The following is an 18,617-nucleotide window of genomic DNA, read 5'->3' as shown; positions in this document are numbered from 1 at the left end:
CTCCGCCGTGACCCGCCGAACGCACTGGCCCGACAGCGGCGAGCACAACGCCGCGCCCGTCGCCGATGGCGGCATCCCGGACAGCGGTGGCCCGGCCTCGTCGAGGGCCGGGGACGGGCCACCGCGCACACCCGAGGAGCAGGCGCGGGCGATATGTCTGCGCCTGCTCACCGGAAACCCACGCACGAAGAAGCAGCTGGCGGACGCGCTGCAGAAGCGCGGCATCCCCGACGAGGCGGCCGAGGAAGTGCTCTCCCGCTTCGAGGAGGCCGGACTGATCAACGACGCGGCCTTCGCCGACGCGTGGGTGGAGTCCCGGCACCACAGCCGGGGCCTGGCCCGTCGCGCGCTCGCCCGGGAGCTGCGCACGAAGGGCGTGGAGTCGTCGCTGATCGACGAGGCCGTAGGACAGCTCGACCCGGAACAGGAGGAGCAGACCGCCCGAGAACTGGTCGACCGAAAGCTCCGGTCCACGCGGGGGCTGGACCGCGACAAGCGCCTGCGCCGCCTCGCGGGCATGCTCGCCCGCAAGGGCTACCCGGAGGGCCTCGCCCTCCGCGTCGTCCGCACGGCCCTCGAAGCGGAAGCAGCGGAGGACGAGGACGCGGACGCGGGGGCCGCGGATTTCCTCGATGAGTATGTGTCGGAGGGCTGAGAGCCGCTGAGTACGGGGGAGGGGTGGGGTGGGGGGGGAGGGACCCCCGGGGGAGACGAGGTGAGGAAGGGCCCCAACTTGAGGCGGCCCCAGCGCCCCAGGCCCCAGCCCAGTCCGGTGACGCCCCCGGTCACCCAGGTGGATCCACCGGCAGGTCGGCCGCCCGCCAGGACTGGAAGCCGCCGGTGAGGTCGGTGGCGTGGGGCAGGCCGAGTCGGCGGAGGGAGACGGCGGCGAGGCTGGAGGCGTACCCCTCGTTGCAGATCACGACGACACGGAGGTCGTGGCTCGTGGCCTCGGGCGCGCGGTGGGCGCCCGTCGGGTCGAGCCGCCACTCCAGCTCGTTGCGTTCCACGATCAGCGCGCCCGGGATCGTGCCGTCCCGCTCGCGCAGCGCCGCGTAACGGATGTCCACCAGCAGCCCGCCGTCCCGCTGGATGGCCGCGGCCTCGTGGGGCTCCACCCGGTCCAGCTCCGCGCGCGCCTGCGCCAGGAGGTCGTCGATAGCGCTCATACCCATTCCTCCGGACGCTCGATCTCCTCGAGCCGCAGTACGGCGCCGCTGCGACTGTAGCGTCGCATCAGGGGGAGCGGCGGGTAGTAGGCGTGTACGGACACGGCATGGGCGGCCGGTGAGGCGTTGAACACCTCGTGCACATGGTGGGGGCCGAAGGCCCGGCCGCGGCCGTCGCTGAGCCGCCGTTCGCGGTCCACGTCCTCCGCGAGTTCGAGCGTCTTCCAGCCCTCGGTGGGCAGCCGGACGGCGAGGGACTGTTCGGTCAGCTCGCCCGCCGCGGCGGCGAAGGCGCCCCGCGAACCGCCGTGATCATGCCAGCCGGTGCCCGTTCCGGGCGGCCAGCCGATGAGCCAGGCCTCGCTGCCGCCCGGCCCGTCCAGCCGGATCCAGGTACGGCCCTCGGGGTCGAGGGGGAGCGAGGCGATCAGGTCGGCGTCGGCGGCGGTGCGGCGGACGAAGTCGAGCAGGTCGGAGGCGCTGGGACCCCGGTCGTCGCCGGGGCCCGAGGTGCGCTGTTGGTGGAGGCCAGTGGCAGCTTGCGGGAAAGGTGAGTTACGTACGTCGGGCACGAGGACCGTCCTGGAGGTCGCAAGGGAGCGCGCGGCGGCGGCCGAATGGATACGCCTGCTCCGGCGTGAGCGTCTGCGCCGGCTGCACGTATGCACGTACGCCGTGAGGCAGGGACGTACGCCGGTACGCCGTGCGAAGGGAAACTGTGATCCGGGACCGGAATCAGAGATCCAGAAATCCAGAGAGCTCAGGGATCAAGGGCCGGTCAGCAGGACGGGCGACACACGCAGCCCGCGTAGCGGACCAGGTCCAGATGGACCCTCCGCCAGAAGTGCGAGTCGGTGTCTGTCACGCTCCGTACTGAAGCACGGGGTTCGGGAAACGGTCAATCGCAAGACAGCCCCAATGGCCGACCATGGCCGGCTATGGCCGGCGATCGGGCCCGCTCCCGGCCCTGTCCCCGATCCCGGACCCGGACGGCGGCGCACCCGAACTCTCCCCCTCACTCCCGCACAACGCCCGCGCACACTCCTGGAGTTCGGCAGGGCGGACGCCGGCCAGTGCGGTGATGAGGTGGCCGTCGGGGCGGATGAGCAGGACGGTGTGGGCGGCGGCGCCCGGGTAGTACTCCGCGACCAGGATCTCCGCGGTCAGCGGCAGCGCCGCCACCGCGTCGGCCAGCTGCGGCATCAAGCCCGCCGACATCCAGTGCCGACGGTCCCACACCCCCGTGCCCGGCGCGACCAGGACGACCAGCAGGCCGTGCCCCAGCCGGTCCCGCAGCCGTACGGTCGAGCCGTCGGGCGCCGTCACCGCGACGTCCGCGACCGGCCCGCCCGGCTCGGTACCCACCCGGACCGCGCCGACCGGCGGAGTGGCGGGCGCAAGCGGCGACCGGTCGTACACCGGGGGCGCGCCCAGCGGCCCGCGCCCCAGGTGCCCGTCCGTCAGCAGCGACGTCCGCCCGCGCCCGGCCGCCGTGACCGCACCCCGCAGCCGCCCCCGGGCGCCGCCGTCGCGCAGCAACGGCAATGCCTGGTCCGCGGCGCGCAGTCGGGCCGCGACGGCGGTCCTGCGCTCCGTCTGATAACTGTCCAGCAGCGTGTCGGAGGCGCTGCGGTGCCAGGCGAGCGCCAGCTTCCAGGCGAGGTTCTCGACGTCCCGCAGCCCCTCGTCCAGGCCCTGCGTGCCCAGCGCGCCGAGCAGGTGCGCGGCGTCCCCGGCGAGGAACGCCCGCCCGGAGCGCCAGCTCCGCGCGAGCCGGTGGTGGACGGTGTGGACCCCGGTGTCGAGCAGTTCGTAGGGCGGCACCAGGGAGCCGGCCCCCTGGCCGTCCGCACCGTCGCCCTTCCCCGAGCCGGCCCGCCCCGTGTCCGTACCGGCCGCCCAGCCCGCCAGCGTGTCCCGGATGCGTGCCACGAGTGCGTCCGGGGTGACCAGGTCGCGGCCCGGTGGCAGCAGCCAGTCCAGCCGCCAGACGCCGTCCGGAAGAGGGCGGGCCGTCACCTCTCCGGCCGGTCCGCCGATGATCCCGGACCGGCCCGTTCCGGTGGCGCCGCGGCGCGGGGGCGCGCGGTGCAGCAGGGCCTCGCCGGGCCAGGGGAGTTCGGTGCGCAGGGCGGCGACGGCGTGCCGTTCGACGGCGGTACGGCCGGGGAAGCGGATGTCCAGCAGCTTGCGTACGGTCGACCGCGGGCCGTCGCAGCCGATGAGGTAACTCCCGCGCCACCATGTGCCGTTGGGGCCGCGGGTGTGTACGCCGACGCCGTCGCGGTCCTGCGTCAGCTCGTCGACGCGGCTCTCGGTGACGACCTGTACGAGTGGTTCGTGGTCGAGGACGGTGCGGAGGGCGCGGGCGAGGGCGTGTTGGGGCACGTGTATGGGCGACAGGGAGGCGTGCGTGCCGTCGTCGGGCGCCGCGCGGCTGCTTTCCGCGCCATCCTCACCACCGCCGTGGTTCCAGCCGCCCTCGTCGACCCGGTCGCCCCCACCAGCCCATTCGTCCCGCTGCGCCGGAATCATCCCGGTCCCCCCAACCGGGAATTCCACCCGGTCCAGCAGCCGCCGGCGCTGCACCGTGCGCCAGGCCGCCCAGCGGGTGCCCTCGGCGCCCAGCGTTTCGCCGCAGCCCAGCCGGGTGAGGAAGGCGGCGGTGTCGGGCCGCAGTACGGCGGTACGGGCGAGCCTGACCTCCTCGCGGCCGTCGGTCTCGTCCAGGACGACGGAGGGGACGCCGAGCCGGGCGAGGGCGACGGAGAGGGAGAGGCCGACCGGGCCGGCCCCCGCCACGATCACCGGGTCCACGAAGCCCCTCCCCGGACCTGGAGGGACTTACGGGACGTACAGGAACTGGCAGTTGGGGCCCGGTGCGCGATCACACAGCGTATGCAACCTAGTGCGGGTGTGCCGCGTCAAGTGACAGAGGCAGCGGCGCCCGCGCCGCTGCCTCCTCACATGTCGGGCCGTCAGGTCCTTGCTCTCAAAAGGCAAGTGACGAACCGGGCGTTCTTCGTCGGCCTATTCCTTCGTCTTGTCCACCGGGCCCGGCGTGGTCGCCCCGTCGATGGGGGCCATCGCGTCACCCGCCGTCAGCGCCTGGCCCGCCTCCGCGACCGCGATTCCGGTCTTGGCGCGGCGGCCGCGGCGCTCGATCCAGTTGGCGAGCGAGGAGAGCAGCAGACACATGGCGACGTAGATGACGCCGCCGGCCACGATCAGGGGCAGGTAGGTGTCCTGCTCGTTGATGGTGGTGTTCTGTGCCATCAGGCGCAGCGTGTACAGCAGCTCTTCGTAGGTGATGACGAAGCCGAGCGAGGTGTCCTTCAGCGTCACCACGAGCTGGCTGATGATCGTCGGCAGCATCGCCCGGATCGCCTGCGGCATCAGGATCGTGGTCATGACCTGGGTCTTGCGCATACCGATCGCGTACGCGGCCTCGCGCTGGCCCTTCGGTACGGAGTTGATGCCTGCGCGCAGGACCTCGGCCTGCACCGAGCCGTTGTAGACGGTCAGACCGATGACCAGGGCCCAGAACTGGGTGCCCTCACCGGTGAACCCCAGCTCGGACTGGTAGCTGAGGAAGAGCACCCACAGGGCGTAAATGGTGATCAGGAGCGGGATGGCGCGGAAGAGCTCGATGAAGCCGGTGGCCAGCCAGCGGATCGGCTTGTGGTCGGAGAGGCGGCCGATGGCGAGCAGGACGCCGAGCACCAGCGACAGGACCGCGGCCACGGCGAAGACCTGGAGGGTGGTCAGGACACCGTTGAGGATGTTGGTGCGTACGTTCGCGTAGTTGAGGATGTCCCACAGTTCGGGGTTGAGCTGCCCCTTGGCGTCCAGTCGGAGCACGACGAAGACCAGCAGCCCGAGGATGGCGAGAGAGCCGGCGACGGCGTAGAGGCGATTGCGCACCTTGGCCTTGGGCCCGGGAGCGTCGTAGAGAACACTGGCGGTCATCGGGCCACCTCCAGGCGGCGCTCCAGCAGCCGGAAGACGCCGCTGATGGTGAAGGTGATCACGAGGTAGGCGAGGGCGATCCACAGGAAGATCCACCCGATCGCGAAGCCCTTGTCGCTCAGCAGCTTCGAGACGTTGAACAGCTCGGTGTTGCTGAACGCGCCGGCGATCGCGGAGTTCTTCGTCAGCGCGATGAAGATGCTGCTCAGCGGCGGGATGACGGTGCGGGTGGCCTGCGGCAGGACGATCATGCGCAGGGTCTGCATGAAGGTCATGCCGATGCTGCGGGCCGCTTCGGCCTGGCCCAGCGGCACGGTGCTGATGCCCGAGCGCACCGCCTCGCACACGAAGGACGAGGTGTAGAAGCCGAGCGCGAGCGTGGCGAGCACGAAGGGGCTGATGCCGGGGAAGAGGATCAGCGGTACGACGAAGAACGCGACCAGGAAGAGCAGCGTCAGCGGCGTATTCCGGAGCAGCGTGACCCAGGCGGTGCCGAATGCCCGCAACGGCGGTACGGGGGAGACGCGGAAGCCGGCTATGAGGACACCCAGAACGAGCGCGAGCGCCGCGCTGGCCGCGGTGAGCGCGAGGGTCCCCAGGAAGCCGTCGCGGAACTCTGGTAGGTGATCGAGGAGTACGTTCATGGGGTCTCCGCGGTTGCGGTCAGAAGGAGGCGGCGGACGGGCGCGCGGGACCGCGCCCCGTACACCCACCGCGGCGGGCGTACGGGGCGGTCGGCGAGGCGGTTGATGCGGGGGCGCGGGGCGCGTCAGTAACGGGGCAGCGGCGTCTTCGGCTCTTCGTACGAGGAGCCGGACTTGCCCAGCGTGCCTTCGTACGCCTTCTTGTAGTCGCCGTTCTTGATGTGCGCTTCGATGGCCTTCGAGATGGCCTCGCGCAGCGCCTTGTCGTTCTTGTTCATGCCGACGCCGTAGGGCTCCTCGGTGAACGGCTTGCCGACGACCTTCAGCTTGCTCGGGCGCTCGGCGGCGTAGCCCTTGAGAATCGCGTCGTCGGTGGTGACCGCGTCGACCTGGCCGTCCAGCAGCGACTTGACGCAGTCGGAGTACTTGCCGAGCTCGGTGGTCTCGGCGCCGTACTTCGCCTTCTTGATCTCCTGCAGCGGAGTGGAGCCGACGATCGAGCAGACCTTCTTGCCCTTGACCTTGTCCGGTCCGGTGATCGCCTTCTCGTCCTTGCGTACGAGGAGGTCGGCGCCGGCGGTCATGTATGGGCCGGCGAAGCCGACCTGCTTCTTGCGCTCGTCGTTGATCGTGTACGTGCCGACGTAGTAGTCGACCTGGCCCTTGGAGATCGAGGTCTCGCGGACGTTGGAGTCGACCGTCTTGAACTCGATCTGCTTGGGGGAGAAGCCGAGGTCGGCGGCGACCATCTTGGCGATCTCGATGTCGAAGCCCGTGCGCTTGCCGTCGGAGTCCTGGAAGCCGAGGAACGGCTGGTCCGCCTTCGCGCCAATGATGATCTTGCCCCGCTGCTGCGCCTTCTTCAGCGTCGGCGAGTCGATCTTCACGTCCTTGGCGATCTTGTAGTCGCCGCTGAAGACCTGCTCGCCCTTGGGCTTGTCACCGGCCGTACCGGACTTGCCGCCGCACGCCGTCGCCGTCGCGGCCAGCGCGAGCACCACAGTGGCCGCAGTGGCCGTCTTACGCATCCTCATGGTGAAGTTCCTTCGGTTCAGCAGGGGTGGGCAGTCATCGTGGGCCACTGCGGGCTCAGTGGTGCAGGATCTTGGAGAGAAAGTCCTTGGCACGGTCGCTGCGCGGGTTGTTGAAGAACTGCGTCGGCTCGGCCTCTTCGACGATCCGGCCGTCCGCCATGAAGACGACGCGGTTCGCCGCCGAGCGCGCGAAACCCATCTCGTGCGTGACGACGACCATGGTCATGCCGTCCCGGGCGAGCTGCTGCATGACCTCCAGCACCTCGTTGATCATCTCCGGGTCCAGCGCCGAGGTGGGCTCGTCGAAGAGCATCACCTTCGGGTCCATCGCCAGCGCCCGGGCGATCGCCACGCGCTGCTGCTGGCCGCCGGAGAGCTGCGCGGGGTACTTGTCCGCCTGGGTGCCCACGCCGACCCGGTCCAGCAGCGCACGGGCCTTCTGTTCGGCCGCCTTCTTGTCCGCCTTGCGGACCTTCAGCTGGCCCAGCGTCACGTTCTCCAGCACCGTCTTGTGCGCGAAGAGGTTGAACGACTGGAAGACCATGCCGACGTCGGCCCGCAGCCGCGCCAGCTCCCGGCCCTCCTGGGGCAGCGGCTTGCCGTCGATGGCGATGCTTCCGGAATCGACGGTCTCCAGGCGGTTGATCGTGCGGCACAGCGTCGACTTGCCGGACCCGGACGGACCGATCACGACGACGACCTCGCCGCGCTTGATCGTCAGATCGATGTCCTGGAGCACGTGCAGCGCGCCGAAATGCTTGTTGACCCCTGTCAGCACGACCAGATCGTCCACCGCCGGGGCGGGGCCCCCGGGGTCCTTGGTCACCGATACTTCGCTCATCGGCGGGTAGCTCCGTCCTCCTCGGTTGAGAGGACAGTAGTGACGCACTGCGATCAGCGTCAGTACATCTGAGCGGAAATTGAGCATAACGATCCGGCTGCAAAGCGACACTCTGGGTGAACGGGGCGCACGGTGCGTGGACGGCGCCCGGCGACCGGTTTGCGGAGGGCAATGGCCCTCTTCGTGCGGGCCGGTACCGGCTGGGTAACAGATGTCCGTACCGGACCGGCTCCCTCTTGACGGGCCCGCCGCCGATCGCGGTAGATGCCCTGATGGCCTGCGACGCGAGCGGTGAGAGGGGGAGGGCCGATGCGGCTGCTGCTGGTGGAGGACGACAACCATGTCGCCGCGGCGCTCTCCGCTGTGCTCGCCAAGCACGGCTTCGAGGTGGTGCACGCCCGTAGTGGCGAGGAGGCGCTGCACGCGCTCGTACCGGACGCGGCGGAGTCCTTCGCGGTGGTACTGCTCGACCTGGGCCTGCCCGACCAGGACGGATTCGAGGTCTGCGGCCGGATACGGAAGCTCACGAGCACCCCGGTGATCATGGTGACCGCGCGCTCCGACGTCCGCTCGCGCATCCACGGTTTGAACCTCGGCGCGGACGACTACGTGGTCAAGCCGTACGACACCGGGGAGCTGCTGGCCCGTATCCATGCGGTGAGCCGGCGCACCGTGCACGGCCCCGGGGAGCAGGCGGCCGAGGACGGGGGCGGCGAGCACCTGCTGCGCCTCGGTGCCGTCACGATCGAACTGGCCACCCGCCAGGTCCTGGTCAACGGGGGCGCGGTTCCGCTGACCCGTAAGGAGTTCGACCTGCTCGCCCTTCTTGCGCAGCGCCCCGGGGTGGTCTTCCGCAGGGAGCAGATCATCAGCGAGGTGTGGCGGACGAGCTGGGAGGGCACCGGGCGCACTCTGGAGGTGCACATCGCCTCGCTCCGTTCCAAGCTGCGGATGCCCGCGCTGATCGAGACGGTGCGCGGCGTCGGTTACCGGCTCGTGGCGCCCGCCCCCGCGCCCCCGGCTTCCTGACGGCCGTACGGCACCGTGCGCACCCGCCTCCTCCCGCTCCTCATCGTGCTGCTGGCCGGTGTGCTGCTCGCGCTCGGCTTCCCGCTGGCCGGCAGCCAGGCGGCGCGCGAGCAGCAGCGGGTGGTGGTGGACCGGATCGACGACGCGGCGCGCTTCGCCTCCCTGGCGCAGTTCGTCACCGCCCGGCCCGGCGCCGACGGCCGGGCTCCCGCCGAGGACGAACGGCTGAGCACGCTCCGTACGGAGCTTCAGCGGTACCACGACCTCTACCGCATCCGCGCCGGTGTCTTCTACCGTGATCGCACCCCCATGGCCGCCGCGCCCGCGCACTGGCGGATACCGAGTTCGGGGGAGGGGCGGCAGGCATTCGACGAGGCGCTCGCCGGGCGGCGCAGCCACGACCCGCATCAGGCATGGCCCTGGGACGACCGCCGGCTGCCGGTCGCCTCGCCGGTCATCCGGGACGGCGACGTCGTCGCGGTGGTCTTCACCGACTCGCCCACGAAGCAGCTGCGTTCGCGGATCCTGCACGGCTGGCTGTGGCTGGTGGCGGGGGAGGCGCTGGCCATGCTGGTCGCGGTCGGCGCCGCGTTCCGGCTCACGGGGTGGGTGCTGCTGCCCGTACGGACACTGGACGCGGCCACCCACGACATCGCCACCGGGCGGATGAAGTCCCGGGTGGTCGCCGGTTCCGGGCCGCCCGAACTCCGCCGGCTGGCCCGGTCGTTCAACGAGATGGCGGACAACGTCGAGGATGTACTGGAGCAGCAGCGCGCCTTCGTCGCCGATGCCTCCCACCAGCTCCGCAATCCGCTCTCCGCCCTGCTCCTCCGCATCGAACTGCTCGCGCTCGAACTCCCCGAGGACAACGAGGAGATCGCCTCCGTCCGTACGGAGGGAAAGCGCCTGGCCCGGGTCCTGGACGGCCTGCTGGACCTGGCGCTGGCCGAGCACACCCCCGCCGACCTGCAGCTCACCGACGTCGCCGCGCTCGCTGCGGAGCGGGCCGACGCCTGGCGCCCGCTGGCCGACGACAAGGGTGTGACGCTGCGGTACGACGGGCACGGCGCGGTCACGGGCTGGGCGGACCCGGTGGCACTGTCCAGCGCCCTGGACGCGGTCGTCGACAACGCCCTCAAATTCACCCCGGCCGGCGAGGAGGTCACGGTCGCCGCGGCCCCCGAGGGCGAGCGCGTCCGGATCACCGTCGCCGACCACGGCCCCGGTCTCACGGAGGAGGAACTGGAACGGATCGGTGACCGCTTCTGGCGCAGCGGCCGCCACCAGAACGTCTCCGGATCCGGCCTGGGCCTGTCCATCACCCGCGCCATGCTCGCCGCGGGCGGCGCGGAGATCTCCTACGCCCCGAACGCGCCACGCGGCCTGTGCGTCACCGTCACGGTCCCGCGCGACCGCCCGCACCAAGACCTGCCGGCGGCGCCCTGACGGCCCTGTGAGGGGCCTTCACGGGTCCGCTACGGCTTGGCGGAGACGTAGTACCGCCGGGCTCCCTCGTGCAGCGGCAGCGGGTCGGTGAAGACGGCGGTGCGCAGGTCGACCTTCTGCGCGTCGTGCACCTCGCGGCCGATGCGGTCGCGGCTGTCTATCACCGTCCGCGTCATGGCCCGGGTCAGGTCCGGGTCCTCGCGGTCGGTGGTCACGAGCAGGTTCGCCACCGCGATGGTCTTCACGGCCCGGTCGTCCTGCGCCTCCGGATACGCGTCCGCCGGCATCACCGCCGCACGGTAATAGCGGCTGCCCCGGCCCTGCGCGTGCAGCGGTTTCACCAGGTCGCCGAGTTGTACCAGCCGTACGGGGAAGCGGTCGGCCAGCCGCTTCACGGCCGTGGTGGGCAGCCCGCCGGACCAGAAGAACGCATCGAGCTTCCCGCTCTCCAGCAGCCGCGGCATCGTGTCGATGCCGACCCGCTCCGCGTGGATGTCCCGGTCGAAGTCCAGTTTCGCCGCGCGCATCAGCCGGCGGGTGATCAGCTGTACTCCGGAGCCGTCGGCGCCGACCCCGACCCGCAGCCCCTTCAGGTCACGCGTCGAGCGGACCTTGGACCCCTTCGGAACGACCAGCTGCATGTAGTCGTCGTAGAGGCGTGCACACGCGCGCAGCCCGGTGGCGCCCGGCCCGCCGGCCACCTGGTACGTGGCGACCGCGTCGGCCGCCGCGATGGTGAACTCGGCGCGCCCGGAGACGAGTTTGCGGATGTTGTCGACGGAGCCCTCGCTGCGGGACAGGGTGACGTCGAGGTCCGGGAGGTCGTGCGCGAGGTCCTGCTTCAGCAGCTCCCCGTAGCGCGCGTACACCCCGGTCGGCACCCCCGTGGCCAGCGTCACCCGCCCGCCGGGGGCCTGCGGCCCGCCCGGCGGCAGGCACCACAGCAGCAGCCCGGCGACGGCCGCCGCGGCGACCGCCAGCTGCAGCGCCCGGCGGCCGCAGGGCAGGGGAAGGCTGTGGACCATGGCCGGAATCCTGCCAGCCGCGGCCCCCGAAAGGGAGGGGCCCACAGCGACAGCCCTTGATGCGGCGCGCAGCACCACGTGACGCCGGATGCATACCCCTGTTATATAATTGCTATATGCATTCATCGTCGACGTCCGACGAACAGCGCATCGAGAACGCCGCTCGCGGGCTCCTCCGGGGCATCGGCAGGCTCTCCCAGGCACTCTTCCGGCTCGGTGAATTCGGCCTGCCGCGTACGCACGTCTCGCTCCTGGACGCCCTGGAGGGCGGCCCCCTGCGGGTCACCGGACTCGCCGCGCGCACCGGCATCGCGCAGCCCCGGGTCACCGTGGTCCTGCAGGAGCTGGAGGAGCGCGGACTCGTCCAGCGCGAGCGCAGCGCCCACGACCGGCGCTGCATCGAGACCTCGCTCACGCCCGCCGGCCGGGAGCTGCTGGAGCGCGCGCGACAGCGGATGGCCGCGGCGCTCCTCGAAGGGCTGCGCTCGAACGTCGACGAACCGGAGCGCGCCGTGGGCGCCGCCCGGGATGCCGTAACGACCGTGCTGCACGCCATCGAACCGGAGGTCAGTTGACCACGCCAGCCACCGAAACCCCGGACATCACCGACGGCCGTACCGGCCGCGATCCGGCCCGCGACAGCGCCGTGGCACCACGGCGCGTCGGCGGGCCGAGACGCTGGTGGGACTGGGTGCTCGCCGCCGACCCCGGACTCGGCCAGCTGCAGGCCGGGTGGCGGACGCTGGTCGCCATGGTCACCGGGCTCGCGACCGGTTACGGGATGTCCGTGGCGCTCGGCCTGCCCGCCATGCTGGGCATGATGGCCGGCGGCATGATGGGCCTGATGAGCGCGTTCGCCGTCGCCGAGAACACCTGGCAGCGGCTGACCAAGGCCATCGTGTGGATGCCGTTCCCGTTCTCCGCGGCGCTGCCGCTCGCCGCCTGGCTGCACCAGTACCGCGTGCTCGAACTCACCATCATGGTGGCCGCGCTCGCCGTGACGTTCTTCCTCGCCCGGTTCGGCACCCTCGCGCTGCTGGGCGGCATGCTGCTCTTCAACGCCTTCATGGTCGGCATGATGGCGAACGTCCCACTGAACCTCTGTGGCGAGATGTTCGTCGTCGCCCTGGTCTCCAGCGTCGCCGTCCTCCTGACCCGCCTCGCGCTGTGCTACCCGATGCCGCGCGAGGACCTCCTTCGTACGCAGCGCGCCTTCGTCGTCGAGGCCCGGCGGGTCGCCGACGCCGCCACCGACGCGCTGGACCCCGACGCCGACCACGAGGTCGCCGTCAAGCGGATGCGGCGCAGCCTGCGCCGGCTGAACGTCACCACCGTCACCATCGACGGCCGCCTCGCCCAGCCCGAGGTCGCCGCCGATCCCGACACCGCCGAGCTCCTCCACCGCCACCTCTTCGACGCCGAGCTGGCCCTGAAGGGCATCGGCCAGTGCGTCCAGCAGCTCACCCGCCTCCAGGCGCCGGCGCACCTCCGGGAGGCCATGGTCGTCGGCCTCGTCATCACCCGGGACACCCCGCTCGGCCGGGCCGACGCGCTGCGCCCGGCAGCACAGCTCATCCAGCAGCAGGCCACCGCCGTACTGGAGACCGCCGACGCGGGCTCCGAAGAGGCCGAGGCCGCCGCGCTGGCCCGCCGGGTCGGCCACCTCCTGGACTCGCTCGCCGACTCCCTCGCCCACTGGCTCGACCTCGGCTGGAACGCGCCGACAGCGCGCGCCAAGGTGCCCTTCCAGCCCACCGTCGCGCTGGAGCAGAACCGCCCGGCCGGCACCGGCGCGGTCGCCCGCCGGGTCATCGCCGCGCAGAGCGAGAAGGGCTGGCGGCGGGCGGTCCCGTACCTGCGCGCCCCCGTGCACGCCGGGCTCGCCGCGGCCATCGTGTGCCCCATCACCGATGCCATCGATCCGCAGCGCTTCTACTGGGGCCTGGTCGGCGTGATGATCACGCTGTTCGGCACCAACACCACCCACGAGAGGCTGCGCAAGCTCGGCCACCGTATGGCGGGCACCATCGTCGGCGCCGTCGTCGGTGTCGTACTGCTCCGCCTGATCGGTCCGGGGCACATCTACTGGACGCTCGCCGTCATCGTGGCCGGACTGACCGTTGGCGCCTGGGGGATGCAGCGCCAGTACGCCTACTGGGTCGCCGGGCTGGTCACCGCCCTGGTCCAGCTCTACGGCTTGTCCACCCCGTACACCGGCATGGAGAAGCTGCTCGGCGAGCGGCTGCTCGACAACGGGCTCGGCATCGTCATCGCCACCGCCTGCGCCGCGCTGATCTTCCCCGTCTCCACCCGCAAGATCACCCAGGAGGCCGAGCGCGGCTACGTCTCGGCGCTGGAACACCTGCTCTCCCAGGTCGCCGAGCGCTGGCAGGACCCCGCGGCCCCGGTACGGCTGCGCGGCGCCGCCCGTGGGGTGGACGCGGCGCTGTACCAGGTACGCGGCGTGGCCCGGCCGCTGGTCCGGATGCCGGCCGGCGTCCGCGGCCGCGGCGCCGAGAACCGCCTCGCGCTGCTCACCGCCGCCACCGGGCACGCCCGCTCCCTCGCCGCCGCGGCCGACATCGACATCGACCTCGCCCCGGAGCCGGCCCGGCGCGTCGAGCGGATCACCACCACCTTCGTGGAGTCCCTGCACGCCCTCGACCGGCGCTTCGCCACGGGGGAGCCCGGCGGCACCTGGGTACGCGTCAGCCCGCTCATCCGGGAACTGGAGGAGGTGCTGCGCGCACCGGCCGGGCCCCGCGCCGACCGCCTCCACCTGGCGCTGCGGGAGCTGGCCGCGCTGGACGAGGCGCTGGCCGGTTACGCAGAGGACCGCGGCCTGACCGTCACGACCGCGTCCCCCGAGCCGGCGGCGGCCACCGAGTCCCCCTCGGCGCGGAAGGCCGGCACGGCCGCGCAGCACGGCGCCGCCACGCTGGACCGCCGTACCCAGGCAGCCCTGGCCGCCTGGCTGGCACACACCCGGCACGACGGCGAGCCGGGCGCGAAGCAGGTCCCGGTGGCCTCTGGCGCCACGGCGGCAGCAGCGCCACAGCAGGCCGCCACGGCCGCTCAGACGCCCGCTGCCGCGCCCCGCGGCCGCACGGCGTCCTCCGCCGCCCGTACGGCCTCCTCGGCCGGCACGTGCGCCGTCAGCGGCTCGCTGCACTGCCCGGACCACCCCGGCGGCTGCGAGGCGTGGATCACGGTCGTCAGCGACCGCGGCAAGCGCCGCGCGGGCGTCCGGGCGACCGGCGGCCGGTACCGCATCACGGGCCTGGAGCCCGGCGGCTACACCGTGATCGCCTCCGGCTCGGCGCACGCCCCGACGGCGCGCTTCCTGGCGGTGGACCCCTCCCGGGGCGACATCCACCACGACATCGAGCTGAAGCCCGCCCAGCGCCCCTGACCCGCTGAGCCCGCCCCCTGCCCGTCCGCCCCCTCCGGGATGCCCCCGGCGGGGGCGGACGGCCTTCGGGAACACGTACCCTGGTCGATTGAGATGAGTGCGAAGACATACGAGGTGCGCACCCACGGGTGCCAGATGAACGTCCATGACTCCGAGCGGCTGGCCGGCCTGCTGGAGGACGCCGGGTACGTGCCCGCGCCCGAGGGCGCCGACGGTGCGGACGTCGTCGTCTTCAACACCTGCGCGGTGCGCGAGAACGCCGACAACAAGCTCTACGGCAACCTCGGCCAGCTCGCCCCGAAGAAGGCCTCGCGGCCCGGTATGCAGATCGCCGTCGGCGGCTGTCTGGCACAGAAGGACCGCGACACCATCGTCAAGAAGGCGCCCTGGGTGGACGTCGTCTTCGGTACGCACAACATCGGCAAGCTGCCGGTCCTCCTGGAGCGCGCCCGCGTCCAGGAAGAGGCGCAGGTCGAGATCGCGGAGTCGCTGGAGGCGTTCCCCTCCACGCTGCCGACCCGCCGCGAGAGCGCGTACGCGGCCTGGGTCTCCATCTCCGTCGGCTGCAACAACACCTGCACCTTCTGCATCGTCCCCGCGCTGCGCGGCAAGGAGAAGGACCGCCGGCCCGGCGACATCCTCGCCGAGATCGAGACCCTGGTCTCCGAGGGCGTCTCCGAGATCACCCTGCTCGGCCAGAACGTCAACGCCTACGGCTCCGACATCGGCGACCGCGAGGCGTTCTCCAAGCTGCTGCGCGCCTGCGGGAAGATCGAGGGCCTGGAGCGGGTCCGCTTCACCTCCCCGCACCCCCGCGACTTCACGGACGACGTGATCGCCGCCATGGCCGAGACGCCGAACGTCATGCCGCAGCTCCACATGCCGCTGCAGTCCGGCTCGGACACCGTCCTGAAGGCCATGCGCCGCTCGTACCGTCAGGAGCGCTTCCTCGGGATCATCGAGAAGGTCCGCGCGGCCATGCCGGACGCGGCCATCTCCACCGACATCATCGTGGGCTTCCCCGGCGAGACCGAGGAGGACTTCGAGCAGACGCTGCACACCGTGCGCGAGTCCCGCTTCGCGCAGGCGTTCACCTTCCAGTACTCCAAGCGCCCCGGCACTCCGGCCGCGACCATGGAGGGGCAGATCCCCAAGGAGGTCGTCCAGGCCCGCTACGAGCGGCTGGTCGCCCTCCAGGAGGAGATCTCCTGGGAGGAGAACAAGAAGCAGGTCGGCCGCACCGTCGAGGTCATGGTCGCCGAGGGCGAGGGCCGTAAGGACGGTGCCACGCACCGCCTCTCGGGGCGCGCGCCCGACAACCGCCTCGTGCACTTCACCAAGCCGGCCACCGAGGTGCGTCCTGGCGACATGGTGACGGTCGAGATCACGTACGCGGCCCCGCACCACCTGCTTGCCGAGGGCGAGGCCGTCGCGGTCCGCCGGACCCGCTCGGGCGACGCCTGGGAGCGCCGCAACGCCGCTCCGGCGCAGCCCGCCGGGGTCATGCTCGGCCTGCCGACGGTCGGCGCCCCGGCGCCCGCTCCGGCGGAGCCGGCGGGCGGCTGCTGCCCGACCTCCTGAGCTCCCGTCCCGGCCCCGTTCCCGCACCGGCCCCGCGTGCCGGGCACGGGGCCGCGGCCCGACGCCCCAGGACGGCGGGGATACGCTGCGGACCATGCTCGTAGCTGCTGCTCTGTGTCCCTGTCCGCCGCTGCTCGTCCCCGAGGTCGCCGGTGGCGCCGCGGCCGAACTGGACGGCCTGCGGGCCGCCTGTTCGGACGCGGTCGGCGTGCTCGCGGCCGCGCGGGCCGACCGGCTGGTCGTCGTCGGCCCCGCCGAGCCCGAAGGCCAAGGGGCGTTCAAGGAGGGCACCCCGGGGTCCTTCGCCGGATTCGGTGTGGACCTCTCCGTACGGCTCGGCGCACCGGACGGCGACGGCGCAGCGGAGGGCAGGCAACTGCCGCCCTCCTTGGCCATCGGAGCGTGGCTCCTGGAGCGCGCGGACTGGCGCGGCGTTCCCGTGACCGCACTCGGGGTGGGCGAACCGCTCGAACCGGAGAAGTGCCTCGGCGCCGGACGCCAGCTCGCGGCATCGGCCGAGCGCGTGGCCCTGCTGGTGATGGGCGACGGCAGCGCCTGCCGTACGGTCAAGGCGCCCGGCTACTTCGACGAGCGCGCCGAGGCGTTCGACGCGGAGCTGGCCCGCATGCTGGGCGGCGCGGACGCCGCCGCACTGGGGGCGCTGGACGAGGAGCCCGCGCAGTCGCTCAAGGTCTCCGGCCGCGCCTGCTGGCAGGTCCTGGCCGGGGCCGCGGAAGGGGCCGGGCTGGGCGGCGAGCTCCTCCACGAGGAGGCGCCGTACGGGGTCGGGTACATCGTGGCCGCCTGGTCCTGACCGGCCCGTCACGGGCCTCACACGCGCGACACCGGCGGACGACGATGGCCGGGGACCACTCGGATCCCCGGCCACCGGTCTGTGGGCCCCGCCCGCCTCACATCGGGTCGCCCGGCCGCTTCTCCGGGCCCGGGCCCTCGGCGGTCCCGCCGCCCGTGCCGTGGGGGTGCTTGCCCTGGTGCTCCGACATCCGGCGCAGGGCTTCCTTCGCCTTGGTCGTGCCGGTGCCGATGTGGCCGCTGTACTTGCCCTTCGTCCTGGTGTCCGCTGCCCTCCCGGCCTTGTCCAGACCCTGATCGATCTTGTCCCCGTGCTGGTGCGCGAAGTCGCCGGCCTTGCCCTTGAGGAGGCCGGCCTTGGCCTTGAGATTGTCCAGCAGGCCCATGAGCCACCTTCCTTGGTCGGAGGACGCATGGTTCAAAACGCCCATACCTGGGCTTTACCCTACTCTTCTGGGCTAAACCCCGCCTGCGCTCGCGCTACAACGGGCCCTTCGGGGAACGGGCCGCACGGCGCCTCGTTCGAAACCGCCCGCGCGGTTTGACAGACTGGCGCGGTGAACAACGCAGTTCCCGCACCGCGGGTCATCGCCGTCGTCGGCCCCACCGCGGCCGGCAAGTCCGACCTGGGCGTCGCCCTCGCCCAGCGCTTCGGCGGCGAGGTCGTCAACGCCGACTCCATGCAGCTGTACCGGGGCATGGACATCGGTACCGCCAAGCTCACCCAGGAGGAGCGGAGCGGCGTACCGCACCACCTCCTGGACATCTGGGACGTCACCCAGGCGGCGAGCGTCGCGGAGTACCAGCGGCTGGCCCGCGCCGAGATCGACCGGCTGCTCGCCCAGGGGCGCACCGCCGTCCTGGTGGGCGGCTCCGGCCTCTACGTGCGCGGCGCGCTGGACAACCTGGAGTTCCCCGGGACCGACCCCGAGGTGCGCGCCCGGCTGGAGGCCGAGCTGGAGCAGGAGGGCAGCGGCGTACTGCACGCCCGGCTGGCGGCCGCCGACCCCGAGGCGGCGCGCGCGATCCTGCCGAGCAACGGGCGCCGCGTCGTCCGCGCCCTTGAGGTCATCGAGATCACTGGCCGCCCTTTCACGGCGAACCTGCCCGGCCCCGGTGACCAGCGCGAGGTCTACGCCGACACTGTGCAGATCGGCGTCGACGTGGCCCGCCCCGAACTGGACGAGCGGATCACCGTACGAGTGGACCGCATGTGGGAGGCGGGGCTCGTAGCGGAGGTGCGCGCTCTGGAGGAGCAGGGCCTGCGCGAGGGGCGTACGGCGTCCCGCGCGCTCGGGTACCAGCAGGTGCTGTCGTACCTCGCGGGGGAGTGCACCGAGGACGAGGCGCGGGCCGAGACCGTACGCGCCACCAAACGCTTCGCGCGCCGCCAGGACTCGTGGTTCCGGCGGGACCCGCGGGTCCACTGGCTCAGCGGTGCCGCCGAGGTCCGGGGGGAACTTCCGGAGCGCGCGCTGGCGTTGCTCGAACGACCGGTCACAGCCTGATCACGTCCTGGCATCGGGACGCTCCGGCCGTCATCGGGCCCCCTGAGGGCGTGTCATTATCGACCATCGACCGAGCCGTGGCGTCTGGAACTGGGAGGGCATTGGCGATGGAGGCCCGCCCTCGCAGCAGAGCGCAGCAGCCGGAA

General features: G+C 72.1%; 18 protein-coding genes. 8 read left to right on the top strand and 10 right to left on the bottom strand.

Going from position 1 to position 18,617, the window contains the following annotated elements; translation table 11 throughout:
* Window positions 1-73: 73 nt before the first annotated feature.
* A complete protein-coding gene (recX, locus tag AB0I82_RS32185) occupies window positions 74-655 on the top strand; it encodes a recombination regulator RecX (RefSeq protein ID WP_363261003.1) in 582 nt (193 codons plus the stop codon).
* Window positions 656-785: 130 nt separating this feature from the next.
* Here the strand turns inward: recX and AB0I82_RS32180 are convergent, their stop codons facing one another.
* From AB0I82_RS32180 to AB0I82_RS32145, 8 genes are all read right to left on the bottom strand, one after another.
* Window positions 786-1,169 (bottom strand): rhodanese-like domain-containing protein, encoded by a 384-nt coding sequence (locus AB0I82_RS32180; RefSeq protein WP_363260965.1) that lies wholly within the window; start codon window positions 1,167-1,169, stop codon window positions 786-788.
* Window positions 1,166-1,639 (bottom strand): cysteine dioxygenase, encoded by a 474-nt coding sequence (locus tag AB0I82_RS32175; protein ID WP_363261002.1) that lies wholly within the window; start codon window positions 1,637-1,639, stop codon window positions 1,166-1,168. Before AB0I82_RS32175 ends, AB0I82_RS32180 begins: the two co-directional genes overlap by 4 nt.
* Window positions 1,640-1,947: 308 nt before the next feature.
* On the bottom strand, window positions 1,948-2,034 hold the full coding sequence (locus tag AB0I82_RS32170; RefSeq protein WP_351599523.1) for a putative leader peptide: 87 nt from the start codon (window positions 2,032-2,034) through the stop codon (window positions 1,948-1,950).
* 71 nt (window positions 2,035-2,105) lie between these two features.
* Window positions 2,106-3,986 carry an FAD-dependent monooxygenase gene (locus AB0I82_RS32165; RefSeq protein WP_363260964.1) on the bottom strand — a complete coding sequence of 627 codons (1,881 nt, stop codon included), beginning with the start codon at window positions 3,984-3,986 and terminating at the stop codon, window positions 2,106-2,108.
* Window positions 3,987-4,199: 213 nt separating this feature from the next.
* A complete protein-coding gene (locus tag AB0I82_RS32160; protein ID WP_363260963.1) occupies window positions 4,200-5,138 on the bottom strand; it encodes an amino acid ABC transporter permease in 939 nt (312 codons plus the stop codon).
* Window positions 5,135-5,782 carry an amino acid ABC transporter permease gene (locus AB0I82_RS32155; RefSeq protein ID WP_363260962.1) on the bottom strand — a complete coding sequence of 216 codons (648 nt, stop codon included), beginning with the start codon at window positions 5,780-5,782 and terminating at the stop codon, window positions 5,135-5,137. The genes AB0I82_RS32160 and AB0I82_RS32155 overlap by 4 nt, the downstream gene beginning before the upstream one ends.
* A 125-nt stretch (window positions 5,783-5,907) precedes the next feature.
* Window positions 5,908-6,816 carry a glutamate ABC transporter substrate-binding protein gene (locus tag AB0I82_RS32150; protein WP_363260961.1) on the bottom strand — a complete coding sequence of 303 codons (909 nt, stop codon included), beginning with the start codon at window positions 6,814-6,816 and terminating at the stop codon, window positions 5,908-5,910.
* 55 nt (window positions 6,817-6,871) lie between these two features.
* A complete protein-coding gene (locus AB0I82_RS32145) occupies window positions 6,872-7,657 on the bottom strand; it encodes an amino acid ABC transporter ATP-binding protein (RefSeq protein ID WP_363260960.1) in 786 nt (261 codons plus the stop codon).
* 309 nt (window positions 7,658-7,966) lie between these two features.
* Between AB0I82_RS32145 and AB0I82_RS32140 the strand changes: the two genes are divergently transcribed.
* Complete coding sequence (locus AB0I82_RS32140; RefSeq protein WP_363260959.1) at window positions 7,967-8,686, top strand: response regulator transcription factor; 720 nt, start codon at window positions 7,967-7,969, stop codon at window positions 8,684-8,686.
* A 15-nt stretch (window positions 8,687-8,701) separates the two neighbouring features.
* On the top strand, window positions 8,702-10,132 hold the full coding sequence (locus AB0I82_RS32135; protein WP_363260958.1) for a HAMP domain-containing sensor histidine kinase: 1,431 nt from the start codon (window positions 8,702-8,704) through the stop codon (window positions 10,130-10,132).
* Between the two features lie 29 nt (window positions 10,133-10,161).
* Here AB0I82_RS32135 and AB0I82_RS32130 read toward each other — a convergent pair whose 3' ends face one another.
* Window positions 10,162-11,157, bottom strand: coding sequence for a TAXI family TRAP transporter solute-binding subunit (locus tag AB0I82_RS32130; RefSeq protein WP_363260957.1), 996 nt, complete (start codon window positions 11,155-11,157; stop codon window positions 10,162-10,164).
* A gap of 116 nt (window positions 11,158-11,273) precedes the next feature.
* On the opposite strand from AB0I82_RS32130, the gene AB0I82_RS32125 reads away from it, so the two are divergent.
* From AB0I82_RS32125 to AB0I82_RS32110, 4 genes are all read left to right on the top strand, one after another.
* A complete protein-coding gene (locus AB0I82_RS32125) occupies window positions 11,274-11,732 on the top strand; it encodes a MarR family transcriptional regulator (RefSeq protein ID WP_351589861.1) in 459 nt (152 codons plus the stop codon).
* Window positions 11,729-14,569: an FUSC family protein gene (locus AB0I82_RS32120; protein ID WP_363260956.1), complete on the top strand. Its 2,841-nt coding sequence runs from the start codon at window positions 11,729-11,731 to the stop codon at window positions 14,567-14,569. Before AB0I82_RS32125 ends, AB0I82_RS32120 begins: the two co-directional genes overlap by 4 nt.
* Before the next feature lie 93 nt (window positions 14,570-14,662).
* Window positions 14,663-16,150, top strand: coding sequence for a tRNA (N6-isopentenyl adenosine(37)-C2)-methylthiotransferase MiaB (miaB, locus tag AB0I82_RS32115; RefSeq protein ID WP_223735444.1), 1,488 nt, complete (start codon window positions 14,663-14,665; stop codon window positions 16,148-16,150).
* Between the two features lie 94 nt (window positions 16,151-16,244).
* Window positions 16,245-16,964, top strand: a complete 720-nt coding sequence (locus tag AB0I82_RS32110) for a class III extradiol dioxygenase subunit B-like domain-containing protein (RefSeq protein ID WP_363260955.1) — start codon at window positions 16,245-16,247, stop codon at window positions 16,962-16,964.
* A gap of 97 nt (window positions 16,965-17,061) precedes the next feature.
* Here AB0I82_RS32110 and AB0I82_RS32105 read toward each other — a convergent pair whose 3' ends face one another.
* The gene (locus AB0I82_RS32105) at window positions 17,062-17,349 is read right to left on the bottom strand and encodes an antitoxin (RefSeq protein WP_363260954.1); all 288 of its coding nucleotides are present in this window, start codon (window positions 17,347-17,349) and stop codon (window positions 17,062-17,064) included.
* A 171-nt stretch (window positions 17,350-17,520) separates the two neighbouring features.
* On the opposite strand from AB0I82_RS32105, the gene miaA reads away from it, so the two are divergent.
* Complete coding sequence (gene miaA, locus AB0I82_RS32100) at window positions 17,521-18,471, top strand: tRNA (adenosine(37)-N6)-dimethylallyltransferase MiaA (protein WP_363260952.1); 951 nt, start codon at window positions 17,521-17,523, stop codon at window positions 18,469-18,471.
* Window positions 18,472-18,617: the final 146 nt, after the last annotated feature.

It is taken from the genome of Streptomyces sp. NPDC050315, assembly GCF_040655775.1.
In the GTDB taxonomy this organism is placed as follows: domain Bacteria; phylum Actinomycetota; class Actinomycetes; order Streptomycetales; family Streptomycetaceae; genus Streptomyces.
The sequence above is the reverse complement of the archived record's forward strand: the minus strand, read 5'-3'. Positions and strand labels throughout refer to the sequence as shown.

Coding starts and splice junctions, on each gene's coding strand:
- AB0I82_RS32130 (WP_363260957.1), bottom strand. CDS start 11,157: ATGGTCCACAGCCTTCCCCTGCCCTGCGGCCGCCGGGCGCTGCAGCTG.
- AB0I82_RS32110 (WP_363260955.1), top strand. CDS start 16,245: ATGCTCGTAGCTGCTGCTCTGTGTCCCTGTCCGCCGCTGCTCGTCCCC.
- AB0I82_RS32150 (WP_363260961.1), bottom strand. CDS start 6,816: ATGAGGATGCGTAAGACGGCCACTGCGGCCACTGTGGTGCTCGCGCTG.
- miaB (WP_223735444.1), top strand. CDS start 14,663: ATGAGTGCGAAGACATACGAGGTGCGCACCCACGGGTGCCAGATGAAC.
- AB0I82_RS32160 (WP_363260963.1), bottom strand. CDS start 5,138: ATGACCGCCAGTGTTCTCTACGACGCTCCCGGGCCCAAGGCCAAGGTG.
- AB0I82_RS32125 (WP_351589861.1), top strand. CDS start 11,274: ATGCATTCATCGTCGACGTCCGACGAACAGCGCATCGAGAACGCCGCT.
- AB0I82_RS32155 (WP_363260962.1), bottom strand. CDS start 5,782: ATGAACGTACTCCTCGATCACCTACCAGAGTTCCGCGACGGCTTCCTG.
- AB0I82_RS32140 (WP_363260959.1), top strand. CDS start 7,967: ATGCGGCTGCTGCTGGTGGAGGACGACAACCATGTCGCCGCGGCGCTC.
- AB0I82_RS32105 (WP_363260954.1), bottom strand. CDS start 17,349: ATGGGCCTGCTGGACAATCTCAAGGCCAAGGCCGGCCTCCTCAAGGGC.
- AB0I82_RS32180 (WP_363260965.1), bottom strand. CDS start 1,169: ATGAGCGCTATCGACGACCTCCTGGCGCAGGCGCGCGCGGAGCTGGAC.
- AB0I82_RS32145 (WP_363260960.1), bottom strand. CDS start 7,657: ATGAGCGAAGTATCGGTGACCAAGGACCCCGGGGGCCCCGCCCCGGCG.